Annotated in this window: 22 protein-coding genes and 2 riboswitches; of the genes, 19 read left to right on the top strand and 3 right to left on the bottom strand. The window is 30.9% G+C overall.

Annotated features, from left to right (window positions below):
• The first annotated feature begins 127 nt into the window (after positions 1-127).
• Together V6137_RS07070 and V6137_RS07065 are read left to right on the top strand one after the other, a co-directional pair.
• Positions 128-511, top strand: coding sequence for a type III secretion system chaperone family protein (locus V6137_RS07070; RefSeq protein ID WP_425447199.1), 384 nt, complete (start codon positions 128-130; stop codon positions 509-511).
• Between the two features lie 32 nt (positions 512-543).
• On the top strand, positions 544-1,230 hold the full coding sequence (locus tag V6137_RS07065; RefSeq protein ID WP_425447198.1) for a PspA/IM30 family protein: 687 nt from the start codon (positions 544-546) through the stop codon (positions 1,228-1,230).
• Positions 1,231-1,485: 255 nt separating this feature from the next.
• Here the strand turns inward: V6137_RS07065 and V6137_RS07060 are convergent, their stop codons facing one another.
• Positions 1,486-2,511, bottom strand: a complete 1,026-nt coding sequence (locus V6137_RS07060) for a potassium channel family protein (protein WP_425447197.1) — start codon at positions 2,509-2,511, stop codon at positions 1,486-1,488.
• Positions 2,512-2,547: 36 nt separating this feature from the next.
• Entirely contained in the window at positions 2,548-3,069 is a 522-nt protein-coding gene (locus tag V6137_RS07055) for a DUF4178 domain-containing protein (protein ID WP_425447196.1), read from the bottom strand.
• A 182-nt stretch (positions 3,070-3,251) separates the two neighbouring features.
• Between V6137_RS07055 and ltaE the strand changes: the two genes are divergently transcribed.
• The 8 genes from ltaE to V6137_RS07015 all read left to right on the top strand — a co-directional run bounded on the left by ltaE (position 3,252) and on the right by V6137_RS07015 (position 10,846).
• Positions 3,252-4,286 carry a low-specificity L-threonine aldolase gene (ltaE, locus tag V6137_RS07050; RefSeq protein WP_425447195.1) on the top strand — a complete coding sequence of 345 codons (1,035 nt, stop codon included), beginning with the start codon at positions 3,252-3,254 and terminating at the stop codon, positions 4,284-4,286.
• 15 nt (positions 4,287-4,301) lie between these two features.
• Positions 4,302-5,624, top strand: coding sequence for an AAA family ATPase (locus V6137_RS07045; protein ID WP_425447194.1), 1,323 nt, complete (start codon positions 4,302-4,304; stop codon positions 5,622-5,624).
• 96 nt (positions 5,625-5,720) lie between these two features.
• A riboswitch (TPP riboswitch) is annotated at positions 5,721-5,820 on the top strand.
• 197 nt (positions 5,821-6,017) lie between these two features.
• Positions 6,018-6,212, top strand: coding sequence for a sulfur carrier protein ThiS (gene thiS / locus V6137_RS07040; RefSeq protein ID WP_425447193.1), 195 nt, complete (start codon positions 6,018-6,020; stop codon positions 6,210-6,212).
• A 1-nt stretch (position 6,213) separates the two neighbouring features.
• Entirely contained in the window at positions 6,214-7,020 is an 807-nt protein-coding gene (gene thiF / locus V6137_RS07035; RefSeq protein WP_425447192.1) for a sulfur carrier protein ThiS adenylyltransferase ThiF, read from the top strand.
• A 14-nt stretch (positions 7,021-7,034) separates the two neighbouring features.
• On the top strand, positions 7,035-7,814 hold the full coding sequence (locus tag V6137_RS07030) for a thiazole synthase (protein WP_425447191.1): 780 nt from the start codon (positions 7,035-7,037) through the stop codon (positions 7,812-7,814).
• Complete coding sequence (gene thiH / locus V6137_RS07025; protein WP_425447190.1) at positions 7,814-8,917, top strand: 2-iminoacetate synthase ThiH; 1,104 nt, start codon at positions 7,814-7,816, stop codon at positions 8,915-8,917. The genes V6137_RS07030 and thiH overlap by 1 nt, the downstream gene beginning before the upstream one ends.
• 25 nt (positions 8,918-8,942) lie before the next feature.
• Entirely contained in the window at positions 8,943-10,256 is a 1,314-nt protein-coding gene (thiC, locus tag V6137_RS07020) for a phosphomethylpyrimidine synthase ThiC (RefSeq protein WP_425447189.1), read from the top strand.
• On the top strand, positions 10,256-10,846 hold the full coding sequence (locus V6137_RS07015) for a thiamine phosphate synthase (RefSeq protein WP_425447188.1): 591 nt from the start codon (positions 10,256-10,258) through the stop codon (positions 10,844-10,846). Before thiC ends, V6137_RS07015 begins: the two co-directional genes overlap by 1 nt.
• A gap of 232 nt (positions 10,847-11,078) precedes the next feature.
• On the opposite strand, the gene V6137_RS07010 is transcribed toward V6137_RS07015, so the two are convergent.
• The gene (locus V6137_RS07010) at positions 11,079-11,861 is read right to left on the bottom strand and encodes a putative ABC transporter permease (RefSeq protein ID WP_425447187.1); all 783 of its coding nucleotides are present in this window, start codon (positions 11,859-11,861) and stop codon (positions 11,079-11,081) included.
• Positions 11,862-11,966: 105 nt separating this feature from the next.
• Between V6137_RS07010 and lspA the strand changes: the two genes are divergently transcribed.
• The 9 genes from lspA to V6137_RS06965 all read left to right on the top strand — a co-directional run bounded on the left by lspA (position 11,967) and on the right by V6137_RS06965 (position 22,567).
• Positions 11,967-12,416, top strand: a complete 450-nt coding sequence (lspA, locus tag V6137_RS07005; protein ID WP_425447186.1) for a signal peptidase II — start codon at positions 11,967-11,969, stop codon at positions 12,414-12,416.
• Positions 12,417-12,576: 160 nt separating this feature from the next.
• Positions 12,577-15,048, top strand: coding sequence for an ABC transporter substrate-binding protein (locus V6137_RS07000; protein WP_425447185.1), 2,472 nt, complete (start codon positions 12,577-12,579; stop codon positions 15,046-15,048).
• A 74-nt stretch (positions 15,049-15,122) separates the two neighbouring features.
• Entirely contained in the window at positions 15,123-16,052 is a 930-nt protein-coding gene (locus V6137_RS06995; RefSeq protein ID WP_425447184.1) for a RibD family protein, read from the top strand.
• A 91-nt stretch (positions 16,053-16,143) separates the two neighbouring features.
• Positions 16,144-16,671, top strand: coding sequence for a TDE2712 family protein (locus V6137_RS06990; RefSeq protein WP_425447183.1), 528 nt, complete (start codon positions 16,144-16,146; stop codon positions 16,669-16,671).
• A 125-nt stretch (positions 16,672-16,796) separates the two neighbouring features.
• Positions 16,797-17,888 carry a PfkB family carbohydrate kinase gene (locus V6137_RS06985; RefSeq protein WP_425447182.1) on the top strand — a complete coding sequence of 364 codons (1,092 nt, stop codon included), beginning with the start codon at positions 16,797-16,799 and terminating at the stop codon, positions 17,886-17,888.
• Positions 17,882-18,793 (top strand): pseudouridine-5'-phosphate glycosidase, encoded by a 912-nt coding sequence (locus V6137_RS06980; protein ID WP_425447181.1) that lies wholly within the window; start codon positions 17,882-17,884, stop codon positions 18,791-18,793. The genes V6137_RS06985 and V6137_RS06980 overlap by 7 nt, the downstream gene beginning before the upstream one ends.
• A 134-nt stretch (positions 18,794-18,927) precedes the next feature.
• Positions 18,928-20,034, top strand: coding sequence for an amidase domain-containing protein (locus V6137_RS06975; RefSeq protein ID WP_425447180.1), 1,107 nt, complete (start codon positions 18,928-18,930; stop codon positions 20,032-20,034).
• Between the two features lie 63 nt (positions 20,035-20,097).
• Positions 20,098-20,484 (top strand): rhodanese-like domain-containing protein, encoded by a 387-nt coding sequence (locus V6137_RS06970; RefSeq protein WP_425447179.1) that lies wholly within the window; start codon positions 20,098-20,100, stop codon positions 20,482-20,484.
• Between the two features lie 53 nt (positions 20,485-20,537).
• Positions 20,538-20,712: riboswitch (Lysine riboswitch) on the top strand.
• Positions 20,713-20,860: 148 nt separating this feature from the next.
• Positions 20,861-22,567: a Na+/H+ antiporter NhaC family protein gene (locus tag V6137_RS06965; RefSeq protein ID WP_425447178.1), complete on the top strand. Its 1,707-nt coding sequence runs from the start codon at positions 20,861-20,863 to the stop codon at positions 22,565-22,567.
• Positions 22,568-22,616 lie beyond the last annotated feature (49 nt).

The following is a 22,616-nucleotide window of genomic DNA, read 5'->3' as shown; positions in this document are numbered from 1 at the left end:
CACCCTGCACCAATGAAGGTGGGGATTTAGCCACCTTTATTATAAAATTCCATTGAAATTATAACTATTAAGGTATATACTAATAATAATTAAGATTAGTATTAAATATATACGAGGGGGTATTAGGATGAACATTAAAGATACTATTGAAAATTACATGATTGATATGGATTTAGTTTTTAAAGAAGTTGATGATGGCACTTGGTTAATAGAAGATGATATAGCTCATATAGATAACATTGTGGTTAAATTACTAGAACCTATTGTATTGTTTAGAGTTAAAATAATGACTGTACCACAGAATAACAGAGAAGAATTTTATAAAAAACTACTTGAATTAAATGCATCTGAATTAGTTCATGGAGCCTATGCAATAGAAGAAGATAGTGTTGTAATAGTTGATACATTACAAAGCGAAAATTTAGATATAAATGAATTTAGGGCAACTATTGAAAGTATAGAAATGGCCCTTATGGATCACTATAAACAGTTATCAAAATATAGTGAATAATTTTATAATACTTAAATTAAGGAGGAATATAGATGGGAATTTTTAGCAGGTTCAAAACAGTTGTAAAATCAAATGTAAATGATATGATCTCTAAAGCAGAAGATCCACAAAAGATGCTTAATCAATTAATTATTGATATGACAGAACAATATAATAATGCAAAAAAAGAAGTTGCATCTGCAATAGCCGATGAAAAGAAATTAAAGGGTGCATTACAGGAACAGGAACTACAAGTAAATAAATGGGCTAAAAAGGCAGAACTAGCTGTATCTAAAGGTGATGATAACCTTGCATTATCTGCATTAAACCGTAAAAAAGAGCATGAAGAATTAGCAGCTCAATATAGAACTCAATGGGAATCACAAAAAGCTGCAACTGACAAGCTAAAAAACAAATTAAGAGAATTAAGTAATAAAATAGAAGAGGCTAAACGTAAAAAAGGTATTTTAGTTGCTAGAGCAAAAAGGGCAGAGGCTCAGAAGTCTATCCAAAAAACTATGGGAAGTTTAAATGACAAAGGTGCATTTGATGCCTTTGATAGAATGAGTGAAAAGGTAGACAGAATAGAAAATGAAGCAGATGCTGAGGAAGAACTTAATGAAATGATGTCAGGAGACGACTTAGAAAAACAATTTGAAGATTTAGAAAAAGAAGACAATAGTGAAGCAATGGATGAATTAGCTGCATTAAAAGCTAAAATGGCTAAAGATAAAGAGTAATAAAAACTATGGATATTCATATTTACGGGTAAATAGACAAAAAGTAAGAAAAATGGTCGCCAGTCCTCGGATTTGGAAAATATATAGAAACGGAGGAAAATAGAATTCCAAACTCGCTCCGCTCAGACAGTGGAATTCTAAACGATTTTCTCCCTTATTCTATATTTTCACAAATCCTGAGGGATAGCTCCCATTTTTTCTTACTTTTTGTAATTATACTCTATAATCAAGTTATAATTATAAAATACATTTCATTTATAGTTTGTCCTTTGAAATATAGATGATGATATCATCCTTCTCAGTGATTCTATCTTTATTAGGATTTAAAAATACTCCATTATTGGCTATTCCAACTATAACAGCATTGTATTTATCCACATAGTTATAAACTAAGTTCTTAAAGGGCATACCCACATTTTCAGGGCTAACTTTAGTTTCATAAATTTCATTTCCATAGGTACTAGTTAATAGTTCCTTTAGAGCATGGCTTACATTTTTATATAGAGCGCTCCTAACCATTACTCTACTACTCATTTCGCTACTTATTATTACGTCATCCACATTTGCCCTTTCAAAGTGAGAAATATTTTCTTTATTTAATACTTCTGCTATAAGATGAATATTTGTATTAAGTTTATCAACTGCTAGACAGATTAAAACTGATCTAGCATCGGCAGTTCTATCATCTTCTAGGTTTTCATCGGCCACTACAATTACAGTGTGGGCCTTTTCTATATTTGCTTTTCTTAAGGTTTCATCTTTAGTTGGATCACCATGAACGAAGAATACGTTCTTTTCATCTAATATAAGCTTTTCCCTTTTATCTATTATTACAATTTTAGAATCGGGATTATCCTCAATAAGTTCCTTTAGTATAATTTCACTCTTATTGTTCCAGCCGATTATGACTATATGATCTTCAAACTTTATATCCATAAGACCCATTCCTTCCTTCAATTTATTTTCAACAAAAGCCGATGCCACAGCAGCAGTAATAAAGCCAAAGGCACTAATCCCCAGTACCATTAAGATGACAGCTATTATTTGACCTGCCGGAGTCACTGGATAATAGTCACCATAACCTACAGTTGTGATAGTGACAAATCCCCACCATAGGGCATTGGAAAAAGTAAGTTCAGGATTAGCAGTACTTTCAAAATAATAAAAGGCGGATGAACATATTATTAAGCTTAAAAATCCTATAATTAATAACTTATATATATTATTTCTTTCCAAAGATATATGTAGGGCCTTAATGGAATGTAGTAAAACGGTGATCAATTTTTAACCCTCCTGTATCTAAAAGTATTTAAATTATTAACTTCCAGGGAAGATTTCTATTTCGAAAGTTTCAATCCATCTTCCCTTGCTCATCTCCACTTGTCCGTCCCATATTTCAATAGACAATAGTTTTTCATCATCACTATCGCTATACTCATAGTAATCAACCCTATCTCCCTTTGAAACATTTATTTTTCCAGAAACGTCTTCTACAACAGCTTCGCTACCCTCTTGCATATAATATGTAACACCTTCATATTCATATTTCTTAGGGGGTTCTGTAGTAATAGCAGTGACTTTATGACTAAGGCTAATCTCTATTTCATCATCTTCTTCAACACTTAACCAATAAGTTTGCCTAGCATCTTTAATTTTATATTCTGTCCATTTCCAACCGCTATCATTAAGTTTCATTACCCCCTTAACTTCATAATCAACATCTTCAATACTTACAATATCTCCAACTTTAAGATTGAAAATGTTCCTTTCATCTTGAGGTTTAACATTAGCATTTTTATTGGCTTTAACGACTTTCTTTAGTCTATCAAAAATCCCCATAAAAAATCCTCCTTATAAATAATCTATCAATCTAATACATTTTACCATACTTAAGAATAATACTAAAGTTCTAATGGCTAAATTGGCCTGTTAAAGTTATAATTTCTATACTGAATTTATTTACTAACTCTAAATACTTGTTATATAATTGAATATAGAATACTATATAAGGAGTTGTTACAATGAGAATAATAGAATTTAGAAGTGATACATTAACAAAGCCCACCGAAGAGATGCGAAAGGCTATGTATGAAGCAGAGGTGGGAGATGATGTATATGGTGAAGATCCAACCATAAATAAATTAGAAAAAATAGCAGCTGAAAAGTTAGGGAAAGAGGCAGCACTATTTGTACCCACTGGAACTATGGGTAATCAGCTGGCATTATTATGTCATACAAATAGGGGGGAAGAAATAATACTGGAAGATTGGGCCCATATATACAGATATGAAGTAGCTGGATTATCTTTTCTTTCAGGACTTCAGGCTAAAACAATTAAAGGTCATAATGGCATAATGAACGTAAATGATGTAAAGGATGCTATATGTAAAGATATGGATATACATCATCCTCAGACGGGACTTATTTGTCTGGAAAACACCCATAATATGGCAGGTGGAGTGGTTGTACCCCCTGAGAAAATGAAAGAAATATATGATCTTGCTAAAGGCAATAATATACCGGTACATTTAGATGGAGCTAGGGTATTTAATGCCGCTACATACTTAGATTGTGATGTTAAAGAAATAACTCAATATACTGATAGCTTGATGTGCTGTTTATCAAAGGGACTATCTGCTCCTGTGGGATCTATATTGGCAGGGAATAAGGAATTTATAGAAAGGGCTAGAAGATTTAGAAAAATGTTAGGTGGAGGAATGAGACAAGCTGGAATATTAGCTGCAGCTGGTATAATAGCAATAGAAGGAATGACTAAAAGACTTTATGAAGATCATAAAAATATTAAACTTTTATCCCAAGGACTTGGCAACATAGACGGAATAGAAATAGATGAAGAAACAATTAATACAAATATTTTAATGATAAATGTTAAAAATACTGGTTATAAATCAAATGAATTAGTAGCAAAAATGAAGGATAGGGGAATACTTACATCGGAAGTAACAGATGAGATAATTAGATTTGTAACCCACAGACATATAAGTAAAGAGGATATAGATTATTCTATAAAGGTTATAAATGAAATATTAAGTTAAATTGGAGGAGATAAGTTGGATTTATTCACATTAAGTGCCGAAAATAACTTGAAAAAATCTGCTCCCGTTGCTGATAGAATGCGACCTAAAACTATTAATGATTTTGTTGGACAGGAGCATATAATTGGCAGAGGGAAACTATTGTATAGGGCTATAAAAGCGGATAAACTAAGTTCTGTAATATTTTTTGGACCTCCAGGTACTGGGAAAACCACATTGGCAAGGATCATAGCTAATACAACTAAAAAAGATTTCGAACAGCTAAATGCAGTAACCTCTGGAGTAAAGGACATAAGACAAGTGATAAAAAAAGCAAAAGATAGCTTAGGTATGTATAATAAAAGGACTATTTTATTTATAGATGAGATCCATAGATTTAATAAATCACAACAGGATGCATTATTACCCCATGTGGAAAATGGTACGATTATATTGATCGGAGCCACCACTGAAAACCCTTACTTCGAAGTGAATAAGGCACTAATATCAAGATCTATGGTATTTAAACTAGAGCCTTTAAATGATATTCAAATTGAAAAAATAATAAAAAGAGCTTTAGAAGATAAAAGTGATGGACTAGGGATGTTTAATGCCATTATATCTGATGATGCATTGTCTCATTTAGTTAATGTAAGTAATGGAGATGCTAGAATAGCATTAAATGGATTGGAACTTGCAGTTTTGACAACAGACCCAGATGGGGAAGGGGTCATAAAAATTACCACTGATATAATACAGGATTGTGTTCAAAAAAGGGCTTTAAAATATGAGAAAAATGGTGATGAGCATTATGATACTATTTCTGCTTTTATAAAAAGTATGAGGGGTTCTGATCCCGACGCAACACTGTATTGGCTTGGTAAAATGATATATGCTGGAGAGGATCCTAAATATATTGCAAGAAGAATAATAATATGTGCATCTGAAGATGTGGGAAATGCCGATCCCAATGCACTACAAGTAGCAATTTCTGCCTTTGAGGCAGTAAATATTATAGGTATGCCCGAAGGGAGAATACCTTTAGCCCAAGCAGCAGTATATGTGGCAGGGGCCCCTAAGAGTAATGCATCATATGCTGGAATAAATAAAGCCCTTAGTGATGTGGAAAACAAAAAAACTGGACCTGTGCCGATGCATCTTAGGGATGCTTCCTATAAAGACTCAAAGAAACTTGGTCATGGTAAGGGCTATAAATATTCCCATAGTTATCCCGATAATTTTGTTAAACAACAGTATTTGCCTAAAGAGTTTGAGGGAGTTAAGTATTATAATCCCACTGAAAATGGATATGAAAAGGAAATAAAAGATAGATTAGAAAAACTACATGGTAGGGAGTAAAAAAAGGTATATTTATTTTAAAACTGGGAAAAATAATTAAATTATGACTTTACAATTATTTATTTAGTGTTATAATAGAGTCAAGTTAACAATTGAATATGTAGCTAGGGGGGCCAAGTGGCTGAGAAGGATAATATCCTGACCCTTTGAACCTGATGTAGTTAATACTACCGAAGGGAAGCTTTAATCTATACTTGGCGTATATAGAGCTTACCTTTAAGTAAGCTCTTTTTTTATGTCGGTTTAAAAAACGTATATTTCATTTAAAGAGAAAGGTTATCTATTAAGTTGTAAGAAAAATACTAAAAGCTAATATGCTTTTAATTTAAAATTTATAATTTACAATTTAAAATTCAAAAGTGTAAGCACTTTTGTTGGTGGGGAGGTAGAAAGATGATTATTAATGGAAAAAAATCAGATATGGAAGCTGGAATAACAATATCTGAAATGCTTAGGAAGTTAAATTTAGATGAAGATAAGGTTGTTGTGGAATTAAATTATGAAATAGTAAAAAAAGAGCAATATTCAGAGAGAATAATTATCCACGAAGATGAAATAGAGATAGTTAGTTTTGTGGGAGGGGGTTAAGATGAAAATTATAGTAAATGAAAAGAATATTGAATTTTATAGGGGTATGACGGCTTTTAGTATTAGGGACAAATATAAGTCAGATGCTGATATTGTAATATTAAATGGATTTATTATAAAAGAAGATACAGAGGTTAAAGAAGGGGATAAAATATCATTAATAAAAAGGGGTGAAAAACCATCCCATGAAGAGCTGGAGGGGTTAATGGTTTCAAGACATACTCCGGGAGTTCATGAAAAGGTTAAGAATGCATATGTTGCAGTGGCTGGTCTAGGAGGATTAGGTTCTAATATAGCTATTTCCCTTGCAAGATTAGGAGTAGGTAAATTATTATTGGTAGATTTTGATGTGGTCGAGCCTAGTAATCTTAATAGACAACAATATTATATTGAACATATAGGGATGTATAAAACCGATGCCTTAAAGGATCAGCTAAATAAAATTAATCCCTTTATAGAAGTGGAAACTAAAAATGCTTATTTAGATCAAAGTAATATAAAGTCAGTATTTCAGAAAGTAGATATAGTGGTGGAAGCCTTTGATAATCCTAAATGTAAGGCTGAGATTGTTAATACAGTTTTATCCCAATTGCCAAATAAATATATCGTGGGAGCTTCTGGAGTTGCAGGCTATTTTTCCAATAATACAATAAAAACAAAAAAGGTTAATGATAGATTTTATATGGTTGGAGACTTTACATCAGAGGCAAAGCCAGGATGCGGATTAATGGCACCTAGGGTTTCAATTGCTGCCAATCATCAGGCTAATATGGTTTTAAGACTTATATTAGATGAAAAAGATGTTTAATAGGAGATGATAATATGAAAAAATTAACAATAGGAGGTTATGAATTAGATAGTAGATTATTAATAGGAACTGGAAAGTTTCCAAGTCATGATATTTTACCAAGGGTAATAGAATCATGTGGAACTAAGGTAGTAACTATGGCATTAAGAAGGGTTGATCTAGAATCTAAAGAGGAAAATATTTTAGAATATATTCCTAAGGAATGTACTTTATTACCAAACACTTCAGGAGCAAGGAATGCAGAGGAAGCTATTAGAATAGCTAGGCTTGCCAAGGCTATGGGATGTGGAAATTGGGTAAAAATTGAAGTTATATCCGATAATAAGTATTTATTACCCGACAATCAAGAGACTATTAAAGCAACGGAAGTATTGGCAAAGGAAGGTTTTATAGTACTTCCATATATGAGTCCCGATTTGATGGCGGCTAAAAGAATGGTTGAAGCTGGAGCAGCAGCGGTTATGCCATTGGGATCTCCTATAGGTACTAATAGGGGTATAAGGACTAAGGAATTAGTACAAATAATTATTGATGAGATAAATGAAGTTCCTATTATAGTTGATGCTGGAATAGGAAGACCCTCCGATGCTTCCTTGGCTATGGAAATGGGAGCCGATGCAGTATTGGTAAATACAGCTATAGCTACTTCAGAAGATCCGATAAATATGGCTAAGGCATTTTCCTATGCAGTTAAAGCAGGAAGGATTGCATATCAGGCAAAGTTAGGGGAGAGCAGTAAATTAGCCAAGGCATCATCACCACTAACAGGCTTTCTAAACGAAGGTGATAAGTAATGGGGTTTTATGAAGTATATACTAAATACAAAGATATAGATTTCAAAAAAGTAACAGAAAACATTACAGATAATGATATTGAAAAAATACTAAATAAGCATAAGCTTGATGAATACGATTTCCTAACTTTATTATCTAATAAAGCAAGTAAATATATAGAAGAAATGGCTAATAGGGCTAGGGGACTGGCATTAAAACATCATGGAAAGGCTATAGTTTTATATACACCTATGTATATAGCCAACTACTGTGTGAATAAATGTGCTTATTGTGGCTTTAATATTGATAATGAGATTAAGAGAAAAAAACTAACCATGGAAGAAATAGAAGAAGAAGCAAAGTCTATATCTAGAACTGGCTTAAAGCATATATTACTCTTAACTGGAGAATCAAAGAAACATACTCCTGTTTCTTATATAGTAGAAGCTGTTAAAATATTAAAAAAATATTTTCACTCTGTAACTATTGAAATATATCCCTTAACGGAGGGTGAATACAAAGAAGTAATAGAGGCAGGGGTTGATGGATTAACAATTTATCAAGAGGTATATGATGAAGAGGTATATGATAAGGTCCATTTAGCAGGGCCTAAGAAAAAACATAGATTTAGACTAGATGCACCAGAGAGGGCATGTAAAGGTAAAATACGAAGGGTGAATATAGGGGCATTGTTAGGGCTTAATGACTTTAGAAAAGAAGCTTTCATGACAGGGTTACATGCTAAATATTTACAAGGTAAATATTCAGATGTAGATGTAAGTATCTCTCTTCCTAGGATAAGACCCCATGTGGGAGTTTTTGATGATGTGTATAAAGTTACAGATAAGGATATAGTTCAGATAATGTTAGCGACAAGATTATTTATACATAATATAGGGATTAATATATCCACAAGGGAAAAAGAAGAGTTTAGAAACAACTTAATTCCACTAGGGGTCACAAAAATGTCTGCAGGGGTTACTACTGCAGTTGGAGGACATACATCATCTGATAAAGATACAAGTCAGTTTGAAATATCAGACAAAAGGACTGTTGAGGAAGTAAGAGAAGCAATATATGAAAGAGGCTATCATCCTGTATATAAAGATTGGATGAGAATTTAAATAAAATATAAAGGGGTTAGATAAAATGAATTATACAACTCAAATGGATGCTGCTAAAAAAGGCATTATCACTAAAGAAATGGAAATAGTAGCTCAAAAAGAAATGACCGATGCAAAAAAAATAAGAGACTTAATTGCCGATGGGAAAATAGTAATTCCAGTGAATAAAAATCATAAAACCTTAAGTCCTGAAGGTGTAGGTGAAGGTTTAAGGACTAAAATAAATGTTAATTTAGGTATATCTAAAGACTGTTGTAATATAGATGTGGAGCTTGATAAGGTACAAAAGGCAATAGATATGAAAGCAGAAGCCATAATGGATTTAAGTTCATATGGTAAAACTGAAGAGTTTAGAAAAAGACTTGTTGATATGTCAACTGCTATGATAGGTACAGTTCCTATATATGATGCGGTAGGGTTTTATGATAAGGAATTAAAGGATATAACGGCAGAAGAATTTTTAAAAGTAGTTGAGAAACATGGTAAGGACGGGGTTGACTTTGTAACAATACATGCTGGGATAAATAGGGAAACGGCAGATGTTTTTAAGAGAAATAATAGAATAACAAATATAGTATCTAGAGGCGGGTCATTAATGTATGCTTGGATGGAATTAAACAATAAAGAAAATCCGTTCTTTGAGTATTATGATGAGTTATTAGATATATGTGAAAAATATGATATAACATTGAGTCTAGGGGATGCATGTAGACCAGGATGTATAGATGACTCGTCAGATCCATGTCAAATCCATGAATTAATGGTACTAGGGGAGTTAACCCTTAAAGCTTGGGAAAGAAATGTTCAAGTTATGATAGAAGGTCCGGGACATATGGCTTTAAATGAAATAGAAGCAAATATGGTAATGGAGAAAAAATTATGTCATGGAGCGCCATTTTATGTATTAGGACCTATTGTTACAGATATAGCTCCAGGTTATGATCATATTACCAGTGCCATAGGTGGTGCCATTGCAGCAAGTCATGGAGCAGACTTTTTATGCTATGTAACACCTGCTGAGCACCTTAGACTACCAACTCTTGATGATATGAAAGAGGGAATTATAGCATCTAAAATTGCTGCCCATGCCGCTGATATAGCTAAAGGAGTAAATGGAGCTAGAAAATGGGATAATGAAATGAGTAAAGCTCGACAAAATCTTGACTGGAATAAAATGTTTGAACTATCGATAGATCCTGAAAAGGCTAAAAGATATAGAGCCGAATCAACTCCTGAACACGAAGATAGTTGTACAATGTGCGGTAAAATGTGTTCAATGAGAAATATGAATAAAGTAATGGAAGGGAAAAATATTAATATTTTAAGGGAAGATGACTAATGCTTTACTTGATAACAAATAGAAAAATATCAAATAAAGATTATCTAGATGTTATCAGAGATTCTGTTATGGTCGGTGTAGATGTAATAATATTAAGGGAAAAGGATTTGAATGATAAAGAACTTCTTAATATAGCACTATCTATAAAAGAGATTATAAAAGATACAGATACAAAGCTTATTATAAATGGCAATATAGAAGTTGCAAAAAAAGTTAGTGCAGAGGGGATACATCTTACCTATAAAGATTTTGTTAAGAAAAAAACTAATTACAATGGCTTAGTTGGTGTTTCTGTTCATAAAGTTGAAGAAAGTATAATGGCTTGTGAAAAAGAAGCTGACTATTTGTTGGCTAGCCACATATATGAAACCAATTGTAAAAAAGGGCTTAAGCCAAAGGGACTTAGCTTTTTAAAAGAAATAAAAAATAAAGTTAATATTCCAGTGATAGGACTTGGGGGTATATCCCATTTAAATGCTAAAGAAGTAATAGATGCAGGAGCCGACGGCATAGCCGTAATGTCATATATAATGTCTTCAGATGATCCCTATAATGCAACATTAAAACTTAAAGAGCAATTAATTAAATAATAGAGTTACAACTTATCAATGTATTAATAAGATATATGTAGACAAAGTAAGCAAAAATGGTAGCATAACGCAGGATTTGTGAAAATATAGAATAAGGGAGAAAATCGTTTAAATTCCATTGTTTGAGCGTAGCGAGTTTGGAATTCTATTTTCGACCGTTTCTTTATATTTTCCAAATCCGAGGACTGGCGGACATTTTTGCTTACTTTGTCGATACTTTATAGTTGTTTTTTTATTTATATAGCCTTTCTATATGCTTTTTTACATCCTTTAAAATATGATTAAATTTATTAGACCTTATATTTGGGAAGGCCTTTATCAATCTAGCATGAAGATTTATCCTTTTACTAATTACATTATTATACCTTCTTCTAAGTTCTTTAATTTTAGCTTCAATACTCTCCTCTTTGTCATCGGTTACATCTTTAAGATGATGTAATTTTGTTTTTATTTCATTAGATAAAACATTTAGTTTTTTTAGTTTTAGATTTAGTTCAACTATAGAAGTTATAGTAATTGATAAATCTATTAAAAAATATAATGATATTATGTAAATGAATATACTTCCATATGATGTAGGTATTAGTCTTAAAAAATTTTTAGTAATAGGATGGATTATAACAATAAGAAATAAAGATAAAAAACCCCAGATTAAAGAAAAATATAAGCAGACTCTCCCTTTTATATTAAGAAATCTTTCACTATAGTCCCACCATACCGTATTAAAAAGTTTTTCCAAAACATAACCTGTTATATACTCCAATATAGTAGTCAATATGATTGCTGCAATAAATAAAATAATAACATTGTCAATAGGATTTAATAACACTATAATTAAAGTAGCACCGAAACCATATATTGGACAGAAAGGACCATTTAAAAAGCCTCTATTTGTAAATTTGCCGTCTATATAAGTAACATAAGTTGTTTCTAAACACCAGCCTAAAAATGAGTAGACTAAGAAATAATAAACTATATTATATAAACTAAAGCCCAATATTTGAGTATTGAACATAAATAATCACCTCCAAATTATAATCGAACAATATAAGTATTCTACTAATTTTTAAATAATCCTTTATAATTCGTCAAAAAGTATTATGGAGAGGAGAATGTTTAGATGGAAATAATATATTATGTCTTGTTTATATTTATGATAACATCAATAGATCAATTCACAAAAAAAGCTATTTGTCATTATATGAAGAAAAATGATTTGGTATTTATTAAAAAAAGATTTATAAAAATAGTAATAGCCAGAAATTATGGAGCGGCATTTGGGATATTAAAGAATAAAAGATTATTTTTAAAAATTATTAATGGGATTACTATTATAATGATTTCCATTTTAATATTTGTTTTTAATGAATATGTAGAATATAAAATGTTTGTATTACCTCTAATATTAATGTTAGGTGGGGCTTTGGGAAATTATATAGATAGAATTAGATTGGGATATGTGGTGGATTTTATTAGATTTAATTTTAAGAGATGCCCTATATTTAATCTTGGGGATATATTTATTTTTACAGGTTCAATAACTTTAGTTATTTTTTATTATTTTTTATAGAACAAGGTGATATATTAAAGGTCAATGTAAAAATTTAACTGGCAAATTACATTTTAAGACAATAATGTTTTTAAATACTACAAAAAATGATATAATTAAATGTGAAGTGTTAATATTTTAAATATTATAGTGGGGTAATTTAATTTAGGGGGCAATAAAATTGAAGTTATTAGAAAAGATAAGGGGAAAAAGTATTAAAGAACAAAAACAGCCGGGTCAAAATAATAAAGTGTCATTACAAGAAGAAAAAATAAACAAATCAGCATTATTATTAGAGAATCAAAGGCTAATCATAAAAAGGCTTAAAAAAAGAATTAAAGAGTCGGATTTTGCAACCGGGAATATAATTTATAATATTAACTATGTTTCAGACAGTGTAAATAATCAGATCAAATTTATTGATAATGTAATGGATAAAATTCAAAGTCATTCAGCACTAGCAGAGGAGGTTGTGGCCAGTACAGCTAATTCTGAACAAATAGTAGAGGATACCCTTAAAATGGCTAAGGCGGGTAACAAGGCTGTAGACGAGTCTATTGATGCCATTACGGAAATTGAAGAATCGGTGGATTATGTCAAGGAAGAGGTAACCGCCTTAAGTGGACATGCATTTGAAATTAATAATATACTTAGTGTCATTAAAGATATATCTGCTCAAACTAATTTATTATCATTAAATGCAGCTATAGAAGCTGCTAGAGCCGGGGAACATGGTAGAGGATTTGCTGTGGTTGCAGATGAGGTAAGGAAGCTTGCCATAGAAAGTGATAGATCAGCAGGCAAGATATCTACTACAATAAAAAAAATAAATGAAAGCATTAACAATACTTTAAATGCCATGGAAAAAAGTACTGCTAAAGTTGAAGAAGGAGTAAAGATAGCAAATAATACTAATTTAGTTTTTAATCAGATAATAGATTCTATAACAAAAACAGTAGAGTTAACCCAAGAAATCAATAGTGCCATAAATGAGCAAACAACTAGTTTAGAAGAAGTTATATACTCTACAGATGAACTAAATGAAGTAGCGGAAAAAATAATGACAATGATTGAAATAATGACAATGAATACAGAGCAAATTAATTCGTCAATAAATTTGTTGGCTATGACAGTGGAAAATTTAGAAGAAGTTTCTAAAGATATAGAGTCTACCAAAGAAATAAGCTACAATGCAACTAAATCTGACAAAAATATAACAACTGTAATAGCTGAAAAAATGAAAACAAAGGATCCAGCCATGGCTTTTGATACGGATACATGTACAATATTAAATAATATAAACAGTGGACTATTACTTATGGGGAATTTCGGAGAAATATTACCTGGGGTAGCTAAAAGTTGGTACTTAAAAGAGGATAATTTAACTTGGTTTTTTAATTTAAGAAAGGGAGCTAAATTTCATAATGGTATAGAGATAACAGCTGATGATGTGAAATTTTCTCTAGAAAGGATTTTAGATCAAAAACTCGATTCTCCCAATAGTTGGTTTTTGATGGAGATAGAGGGAGCTAAAGAGTATAATAATGGAAAAACTAAAGATGTAGTAGGAATTAAAATATTAGACAAATATAGAATAGCAATAAAATTAGCAAACCCCTATAGTGGATTCCTATTAAATTTAGCTCAAAGTAGCTGTTCAATACTGAGTAAAGAAGCTTTAAGAAAAGGTGACTTTATAGGTTGTGGTCCGTATATGATAACAGACGAGGATAATGAAAAATATATATTAAGAGCTTATAAAGATTACTTTGGAGGACAACCTTATATTGATAGAATAAACATAATATATAAAGATGATAATGTAACTGAGGGATATTTAAATGGGAAATATGACTTTGGAAAAATAAACGGTAAACAATTAGAAGAAGTTAAATCAAAGAGTTATAGGGGAAAAATAAAAACTAAAACTATGATGGCAACTAATTTTTGGGGATTTAATTTTAAAAGAAATACTATATTTTCAAGAAATAAAAATATAAGAAAAGCAATTAATTATGGGATAAATAGAATTAAAATAATAGATGAAGCCTATAGGGGAATGGGTATAGAAGCTAAAGGAATATTTCCACCTGAAATAATTGACAATGATCGATTACCTAACTTATCCTATAATAAAAATAGGGCAAAAAAAATATTAAAAGAAGAAGGGTATTATAAAAATAAGGAAAAATTAAAGGTTCTAACATATAAGGGGAATAACGGTAAACATATAGATTATGTGATAAAGGATTTGAAAGATATAGGCATTGAAGTGGAATGTATTGTTGCAGAGGGAGATTATATTTCTGTAGATAATATTAATAGATGTGATATTTATTCCATAGGTTGGATTGCAGATACAGGAGATCCTGATAATTTCCTACAACCCCTTGTTAACCCTGAAAATTTCACTAATTTTGGAAAATATAAAAATGAAGAAGTGTTAAGTTTACTAGAGGATGCAAAAAAAATTATAAATCCTAGAAAACGAATTGAAGCATATAAACATATTGAGAAAAAAATTATGGCTGATATGCCTTGGATATTAATATCATATACAAAGTTAGCATATGTACATAAAGATAATCTTATTAATGTGAAGCTTAGTCCTTTAGAAAAATACAAATTTGATGAATTTATTATAAAAAGTTAATATGAATAGAAAACAGACTCAACGGGTATATTCATTTTGAGTCTGTTTTTTAATATATTTAAGGGATGATGTTTATGAAATTACCACATATAGAATTTCCAAAAGAAAAAATTAAATTAAATAGAATATATACTAATAATAAAATATTAGATAAATGGGCATCTAATATTAAAATTCCTAAGAAGATTTCTGAAGTATATGGCTCAATTTATTTTCCTAATAGTTTAGGGCATAGACCATATGTGTACAGTAGCATTGTATTAACCATGGATGGCAAACTGGGATTTAATAATGGTTTAAAAAGTACCCTTATATCAAAAGGGAATAAAGGAGATCCATATGGGGGCTTAGCGGACCTTTGGATGGTCAATTTATTAAGGACATATTCAGATGGTGTAGTTTTAGGTACAAGAACTTTAAATGTGGAAGAAAACATATCAGGACATGTATACGACCTAGATTTAGTTAAAGCTAGAGGGGATATTTTAAATAAAAAGCCTATACCGTGGAATATTATAATCTCTAGACGGGGAAGAATGATACCATTTGACCATGTATTATTCGAAAGAAAAGAAATACCTATTTGTATCATGACAACCGGTGAAGGTTTTAAATATATTAAAGAAAATATAAATAGGTCTTATATTAAAGTTTTAGCGGGGGAAGGTAATATTCAGAGTACTATAGATAAAAGAAAGAATGAAGTTATAATAATAGTTTCAGGGGACAACTATAAAATTGATATAAAAAAAGGAATGAAGGCTTTAAAGGATATGGGGATAGATAATCTAGCTGTGGAATCTCCCACAATATTCTATTATTTAATGGAGGAAAAACTATTAGATGAAGCTTTTGTGAATTATTCAGGTTTATATGCTGGCGGTAACTTAGCTTTAGGAAATAACATACCTTTTACTTCAGAAAACCATCCAGAGGTAGATATACTATCTATACACATCCATAGATCTAATTTTATTTATACTAGACAGAAATTTAGATATTGAAATTTTATTTTGTTACGAATTAATAATTAATATATTGGTATAAATATGATAGAATTACTTTGGGATTATAAATTGAAAGGAGCTGTTTTAGATGGTACAGAGCATTAAAACAAACTTAGAAGTAGTAGAAGCTATGCTGTTTTTTTGGCAATCAACAAGTGAAAGACAAAAAGTTTCAGAAAAATATCTTACTGATATAGCAAACATGGAAGGTTTGACTATTACATATGATGATGAATTTGATGCTGAATCAGTAAGAAAGGTGTTAAGTGCTGTAACCAATAGAGAACTTCTATCAAGCAAAAATAAAAAAGAAAGTAAATTCTGGAATAACAATCTTTGGATGATGGAGGATTTAGAGTACACTAATTCAATGGTACAGCCTATAAAAAAATTGAATTTAGAAGATTTAGTTGACAAAATTGATAGTGATAAGTATGAAGAGTTAGAAGTAATATTTGCGCCCCTTCATAAACAAGAGTATGTAATAAAGGATAATAAACTTGTAATAAATTTCTTTAGGGTAAGGCCAAGTTTTACCGATGATAATACATATATAGGGGAAATTGAAATAAAAGAATATATAGAAGAGAAATTAAAAGAATTAGTCAGTAGATAGAATTACTCAAAGAAAATCGGGATAAACTATTTTATAGTTTATCCCGATTTTTTTCTTGCAAAATTTAAACCATTGGGGTATAATATAAACATAAGTTTATTAATTAAACAAAAGTTGGTGATTTTATGACGAGTAGAGAAAAAGAAATATTAAATATTTTACGAAGCAATCCACTTATATCTCAACAACAATTGGCCAAAGAACTTGGTATAACACGATCATCTGTAGCTGTCCATATAGGTAATCTTATAAAAAAAGGCCATATAAAAGGAAAAGGGTATATCTTAAATGAAGAAAGATATATAACCGTTATAGGTGGAACTAATATTGATATACAGGGATTTACAGGTAATAAATTAATATTAAATGATTCCAATCCTGGAAGTGTAAAGACTTCATTAGGTGGTGTTGGGAGAAATATAGCGGAAAATACAACTAAATTAGGAATAAAGACAAAGTTAATATCTGTCTTAGGGAATGATTTATATGGAAAGAGAATCCTTAAGGAGTGTAGAATGGCAGGTATTGATATGGATAACTGTCTCGTGATCAATGGAAATACATCTACTTATTTATCAATTTTAGATGAAAATAGAGATATGAAGGTTGCCATATCTGATATGGATAATTTCTCTCAGATGAATGTGGATTATATTAAGCAAAAGAACAGTATTATAAATAAATCTAAGATAGTTGTTATAGATACCAATATAGATTATGAAGTTATTGAATATATTTTATCAAATTTTAATGATAAAGTGTTTTTTCTTGATGCCGTATCTACTACAAAATGCAAAAAAGTAAAAGATCTAATTGGGAAGTTTCATACAATTAAACCTAATAAGATAGAAGCTGAAGCATTGTCAGGTATCAAAATTAATAAGGAAGAGGATTTAAATAAAGCCTTAGACTATTTTTTACAAAAAGGTGTGAAAAAAGTATTTATTAGTTTGGGAGAAGATGGTGTGTTTTATGGTGATGAAAATACAAAGGGAATTATTAGGTCGCCAAAAATAAATGTAGTTAATGCCACAGGAGCAGGGGATGCATTTATGGCGGGGTTAATATATAGTTATATAAATAATTATAATATCCATTATAGTTCTGTATTTTCTATGACATCATCGATACTAGCTTTGTCCCATGAAGATACAATAAATCCCAATATAAGTGTTGAAAATATTAATAAAAAAATTAAGGAGTTGAGAATATGTTAGAAAAATATTTAGATATTAAACCCCATATAAAAGAGGCTATAGATGGAGGGAAACCAGTTGTTGCTTTGGAATCAACAATAATATCCCATGGTATGCCCTATCCACAGAATGTTAAAACAGCAAAGAAAGTAGAAGAAATAGTTAGAGAAAATGGCGCAGTTCCTGCCACTATAGCTATATTGGATGGTAAATTGAAGGTTGGTATTAGTGAGGAGGAACTTGAATATTTAGGTAAAGGAACTGATATTTTAAAAACTAGTAGAAGGGATTTACCCTATGTGGTTGCTAATGGCTTAAATGGTGCCACTACTGTTGCATCAACTATGATTATTTCAGCTTTAGCTGGTATAAAGGTATTTGCAACAGGGGGTATAGGTGGTGTACATAGGGGAGCTACTGAAACCTTTGATATATCAGCAGACTTACAGGAACTTGCTAAAACTAATGTAGCTGTGGTTTGTGCAGGAGCCAAGTCAATACTTGATATAGGGCTTACATTGGAATATTTAGAAACCAATGGTGTTCCTGTAGTGGGATTTGGAACCGATGAGTTTCCAGCATTTTTTACTAGAAAAAGTGGTTTTAATGTTGATTTTAAAGTAGAAAATGAAAAGGAACTAGCTAACATTATTAATGCTAAATGGGATTTAGGGCTTAATGGTGGTTTAGTAATAGGTAATCCTATTCCAGAAGAATATCAGATGGATTATGATACTATAAACAATGCAATAGAAAAAGCAGTTAAAGAAGCTGACGAAAAGGGGATAGGTGGTAAAGAGGCCACTCCATTCTTATTAGACAAAATCAAGACTGTAACTAAAGGTAAAAGTTTAGAATCTAATATCCAATTAGTATATAATAATGCGGCGGTAGGTTCTAAATTGGCAGTTGAGCTATCAAAATAGTAGAGATCATTTTGCTTACTTTGTCTAAAGATACTTGAAAAGGTAAACTAAGAGACCAAAAATGGTCTCTTTTTTTCGTCTATTTTATTAATATAATACATATAATTTTATGAGAATTGTTTGGGGGTAGAGAAATGATTATATTAATAAAAAAGAAGAACGTAATTAGAATATTTGTATTATCAATTGTTTTAATATTTTTAAGTTTAATTTTACTAAATTATGATGAAGTAATACATGTAGTTTCATTGGATGATGACGTTCAGAGTACTGTTGATGAAATATTTGATATAAGAAACAAAGCTTTACTTAAGGGGGATGTGGATTCATTAAAGTATCTATATGATAGGGAAAAAAAATATGGAATTTGGGCATACGAACATGAGATGAAAAAATTAAAATATATTAAAATATGGTCCGATAAACAAAATATAAGTTTTTCAGATATTGACTCTGATGTTGTAATAAGGAATATAACTAAAAGAAAAAGTGGATATAGAATTAACTTTCTAGCATCAACTGAGTATAAATATTTTTATATAAATGAAAAAGATACTGAGAATATGTTTCGGATTGGAACATACCATTCTATAGATTTAGAAAAACAAGAGGATAAATGGGTTATAACTAGAGAGTGGTACACAGACCCATTTGCAGATTCATTAAATTTGAATGATATCAAAGCTGAAAAAATAAAAGAATATATAGTTAATCATAAATCAAGGGATTTATCAAATATAAATAATAGGAGGAAAAAGGCATTAGAATATATTGATAAATACTGTGGTGCTGCCAGTGATGAAGAGTACGGTTATAAATATAACAAAAAGTATAAGGACTACAACCCTCTAGGTGGCGATTGTGCTAACTTTGCATCCCAAATGTTATATGAAGGTGGGGGTTTTAAAAAGAATTATACTTGGAAATATGATGGAGGGGGAAGTAAAGCCTGGGTAAATGCCCATGGATTTAAAAGTTATATGATTTATAGTGGTAGGGCTTCTGTAGTGGCCAGTGGTTCATATGAAAAAGTATATAAGGCTGCCTATAAGCTACTTCCAGGAGATTTTGTCGCCTATGGCAAAAATGGTAAGGTAACCCATATATCTGTAGTATCGGGAGCTGACTCTAAGGGGTATACTTTAGTTAACTCCCATAATACAGATAGATACAGGGTTCCTTGGGACTTAGGGTGGAGTAATAAGGGGATAAAGTTTTGGTTAGTTCATGTACACTATTAATTGTTTATATATTATATATTATGGGTATAAAGGATATATTAATAATAGGAGAGGAGACTGTTTATGAAAAGATTAATTATTATAGCAATAGCTCTAGTATTAATATTAATAATATCCTTAGCCACAATCAATGGAAAGGATAGAAATTATCAAAAAATAACTCCAGAGGACGCAAAGAAAATGTTAGAAAAAAATGATGATGTGTTCCTTATTGATGTTAGAACTAAGGAAGAATATAATGAAAAACATATAGAGGGTAGTATATTGGTTCCATTGGATGTTTTAGAAGAAAAAATAGATGAAGTAGTCAAAGATAAAAACAAGGAGATTATCGTTTATTGTAGGTCGGGGCGAAGAAGTAAAAAGGCTGCCAATATTTTACTTGAACTAGGATATAATAATGTTTATGATTTGGGAGGTATTATTGACTGGCCTTATAAAACCGAATAATCTATTGACTTAAAGAAATATATGTTGTATAATATCCTACGATAATAATTAAATAAAAATGTAGAGGTGCAATATTTATCAGTACTATTATGGAGGTAAGCGCTGTGAAGTAATAGGAAAGGAAAGATTGCCGAAGGATACATCTGATGCTTTAAGGGTGTATATCTGGTTCTGTATAAAATATATGCAGAACTGTCACAAGATGTTTTGTGGAGAGCTACCATTGTATTAAAATATAGTTATTTTGTATTTTAGACCTTGATAATGCTCAGGGTCTTTTTTGTTGTTAAATTTAGATATATAAAACTATATGCACTTATTAAAATAAGCAATACTGTGGTTGACTCTTCTCATAAAAAGAAGAGGAGGAGAAGTTATGAATAAAAAAATTATTTTAGTTTTAGTCTTATTAATGTTTATTTCAAGTACAGGAATAGCTGTCGCAGCAGATGGAGTAGAGGAAACCGCAGAAAGGTTTGGAATTTTAACTATTTTGCCACCCCTTATAGCTATATTACTTGCGTTTATAACAAAAAATGTTATAATATCTTTATTTATAGGAATATTTACAGGAGCTATTTTATTAAGTTTAGGTAATTCTAATATACTTATTATTATAGTGGATAGTTTTTTATTGATAATAGACAAATTAATAGGATCTTTATCAGATCCTTGGAATGCTGGTATAATACTACAATGTCTTGCTATAGGTGGAGTAATCACTCTAATAACTAAAATGGGAGGAGCAAAGGCTATAACAGAAAAATTATCAAAACGGGCAAAGGGACCAAGAAGTGCTCAGATAATAACTTGGCTTTTAGGGCTACTGGTGTTTTTTGATGATTATGCCAATTCTTTAATAGTGGGTCCTATTATGAGGCCAGTTACAGACAAGTTGAAAATTTCTAGGGAAAGGCTAGCTTTTATTGTAGATGGAACTGCAGCACCAATAGCAGGATTAGCACTTATATCCACTTGGATTGGGTATGAGGTTAGTTTGATAAAAGAAGGATATGATATTATAGGACAAGATGTTAATGCTTATAACATATTTATTGAAACAATACCATTTAGATTCTATAATATATTAATGTTAATCTTTATCGTTGTTACATCCTTAACATTAAGGGAATTTGGACCAATGTTAAGGGCCCAAAGAAGAGCTCAAAAAACGGGAGAAGTGTTATCTAAGAAAGCTAGTCCAATGGCATCCTCTGAAATGACAGAAGTGGAACCTAAAGAAGGAATAAAATTAAATATTTGGAATGCTATTATACCCGTTTCTGTATTAATATTTGGAGCATTAATAGGTTTTTATTACAATGGGTATAATGCAATATTAAATGGAGATAATAGCAGGCTAATTGAATTATTAAAAAATAATCCCTACTCATTTGAAGCATTAAGGGTTACTTTTGGAGTAGCAGATGCTAGTATTGTATTGTTTCAATCGGCATTACTGGCTGGAATAGTTTCCATAATAATGGGGGTAGTTCAGAAAATATTTACACTACAGGAGGCTATAGACTATTGGATGCAGGGAGTAAAATCACTAATAATAACAGCGGTTATTTTATTATTAGCATGGTCACTAAGTAGTGTTATAACAGAGCTAGGAACCGCTGATTATCTGGTGTCTATTTTATCTGAAACTATACCTAAATTTATACTACCATCCATTATATTTATATTAGCATCTGTTATATCTTTTTCAACGGGAACATCATTTGGAACAATGGGGATATTAATGCCCTTAGCTATCCCACTTGCATATGCCATTTCTCCGGAAAACGGCTATGTAATAGTGGTTGCCAGTGGGGTGTTAACCGGCGCTATTTTTGGAGACCATTGTTCTCCAATTTCTGATACAACTATATTATCGTCTATGGGAACTGCCTGTGATCACATAGAACATACAAAGACCCAAATGTATTATGCTATTACAGTGGGAATTATTACTATATTATTCGGATATATACCAGCAGGATTTGGGTTATCTATTTATTTAGTACTGCCGATTTCAATTGTGGCATTAATAACAACCATATTTATACTTGGGAAAAAAGTGGATGTAAGAATATAAATAAAAACAGTTGGAGGCTACCTGATCCTCCAACTATTTCTTTAACTAC

Source organism: Dethiothermospora halolimnae (assembly GCF_037577855.1).
Classification (GTDB): Bacteria; Bacillota; Clostridia; order Tissierellales; family VENL01; genus Dethiothermospora; species Dethiothermospora halolimnae.
This window is presented reverse-complemented; position numbering and strand designations above follow the sequence as displayed.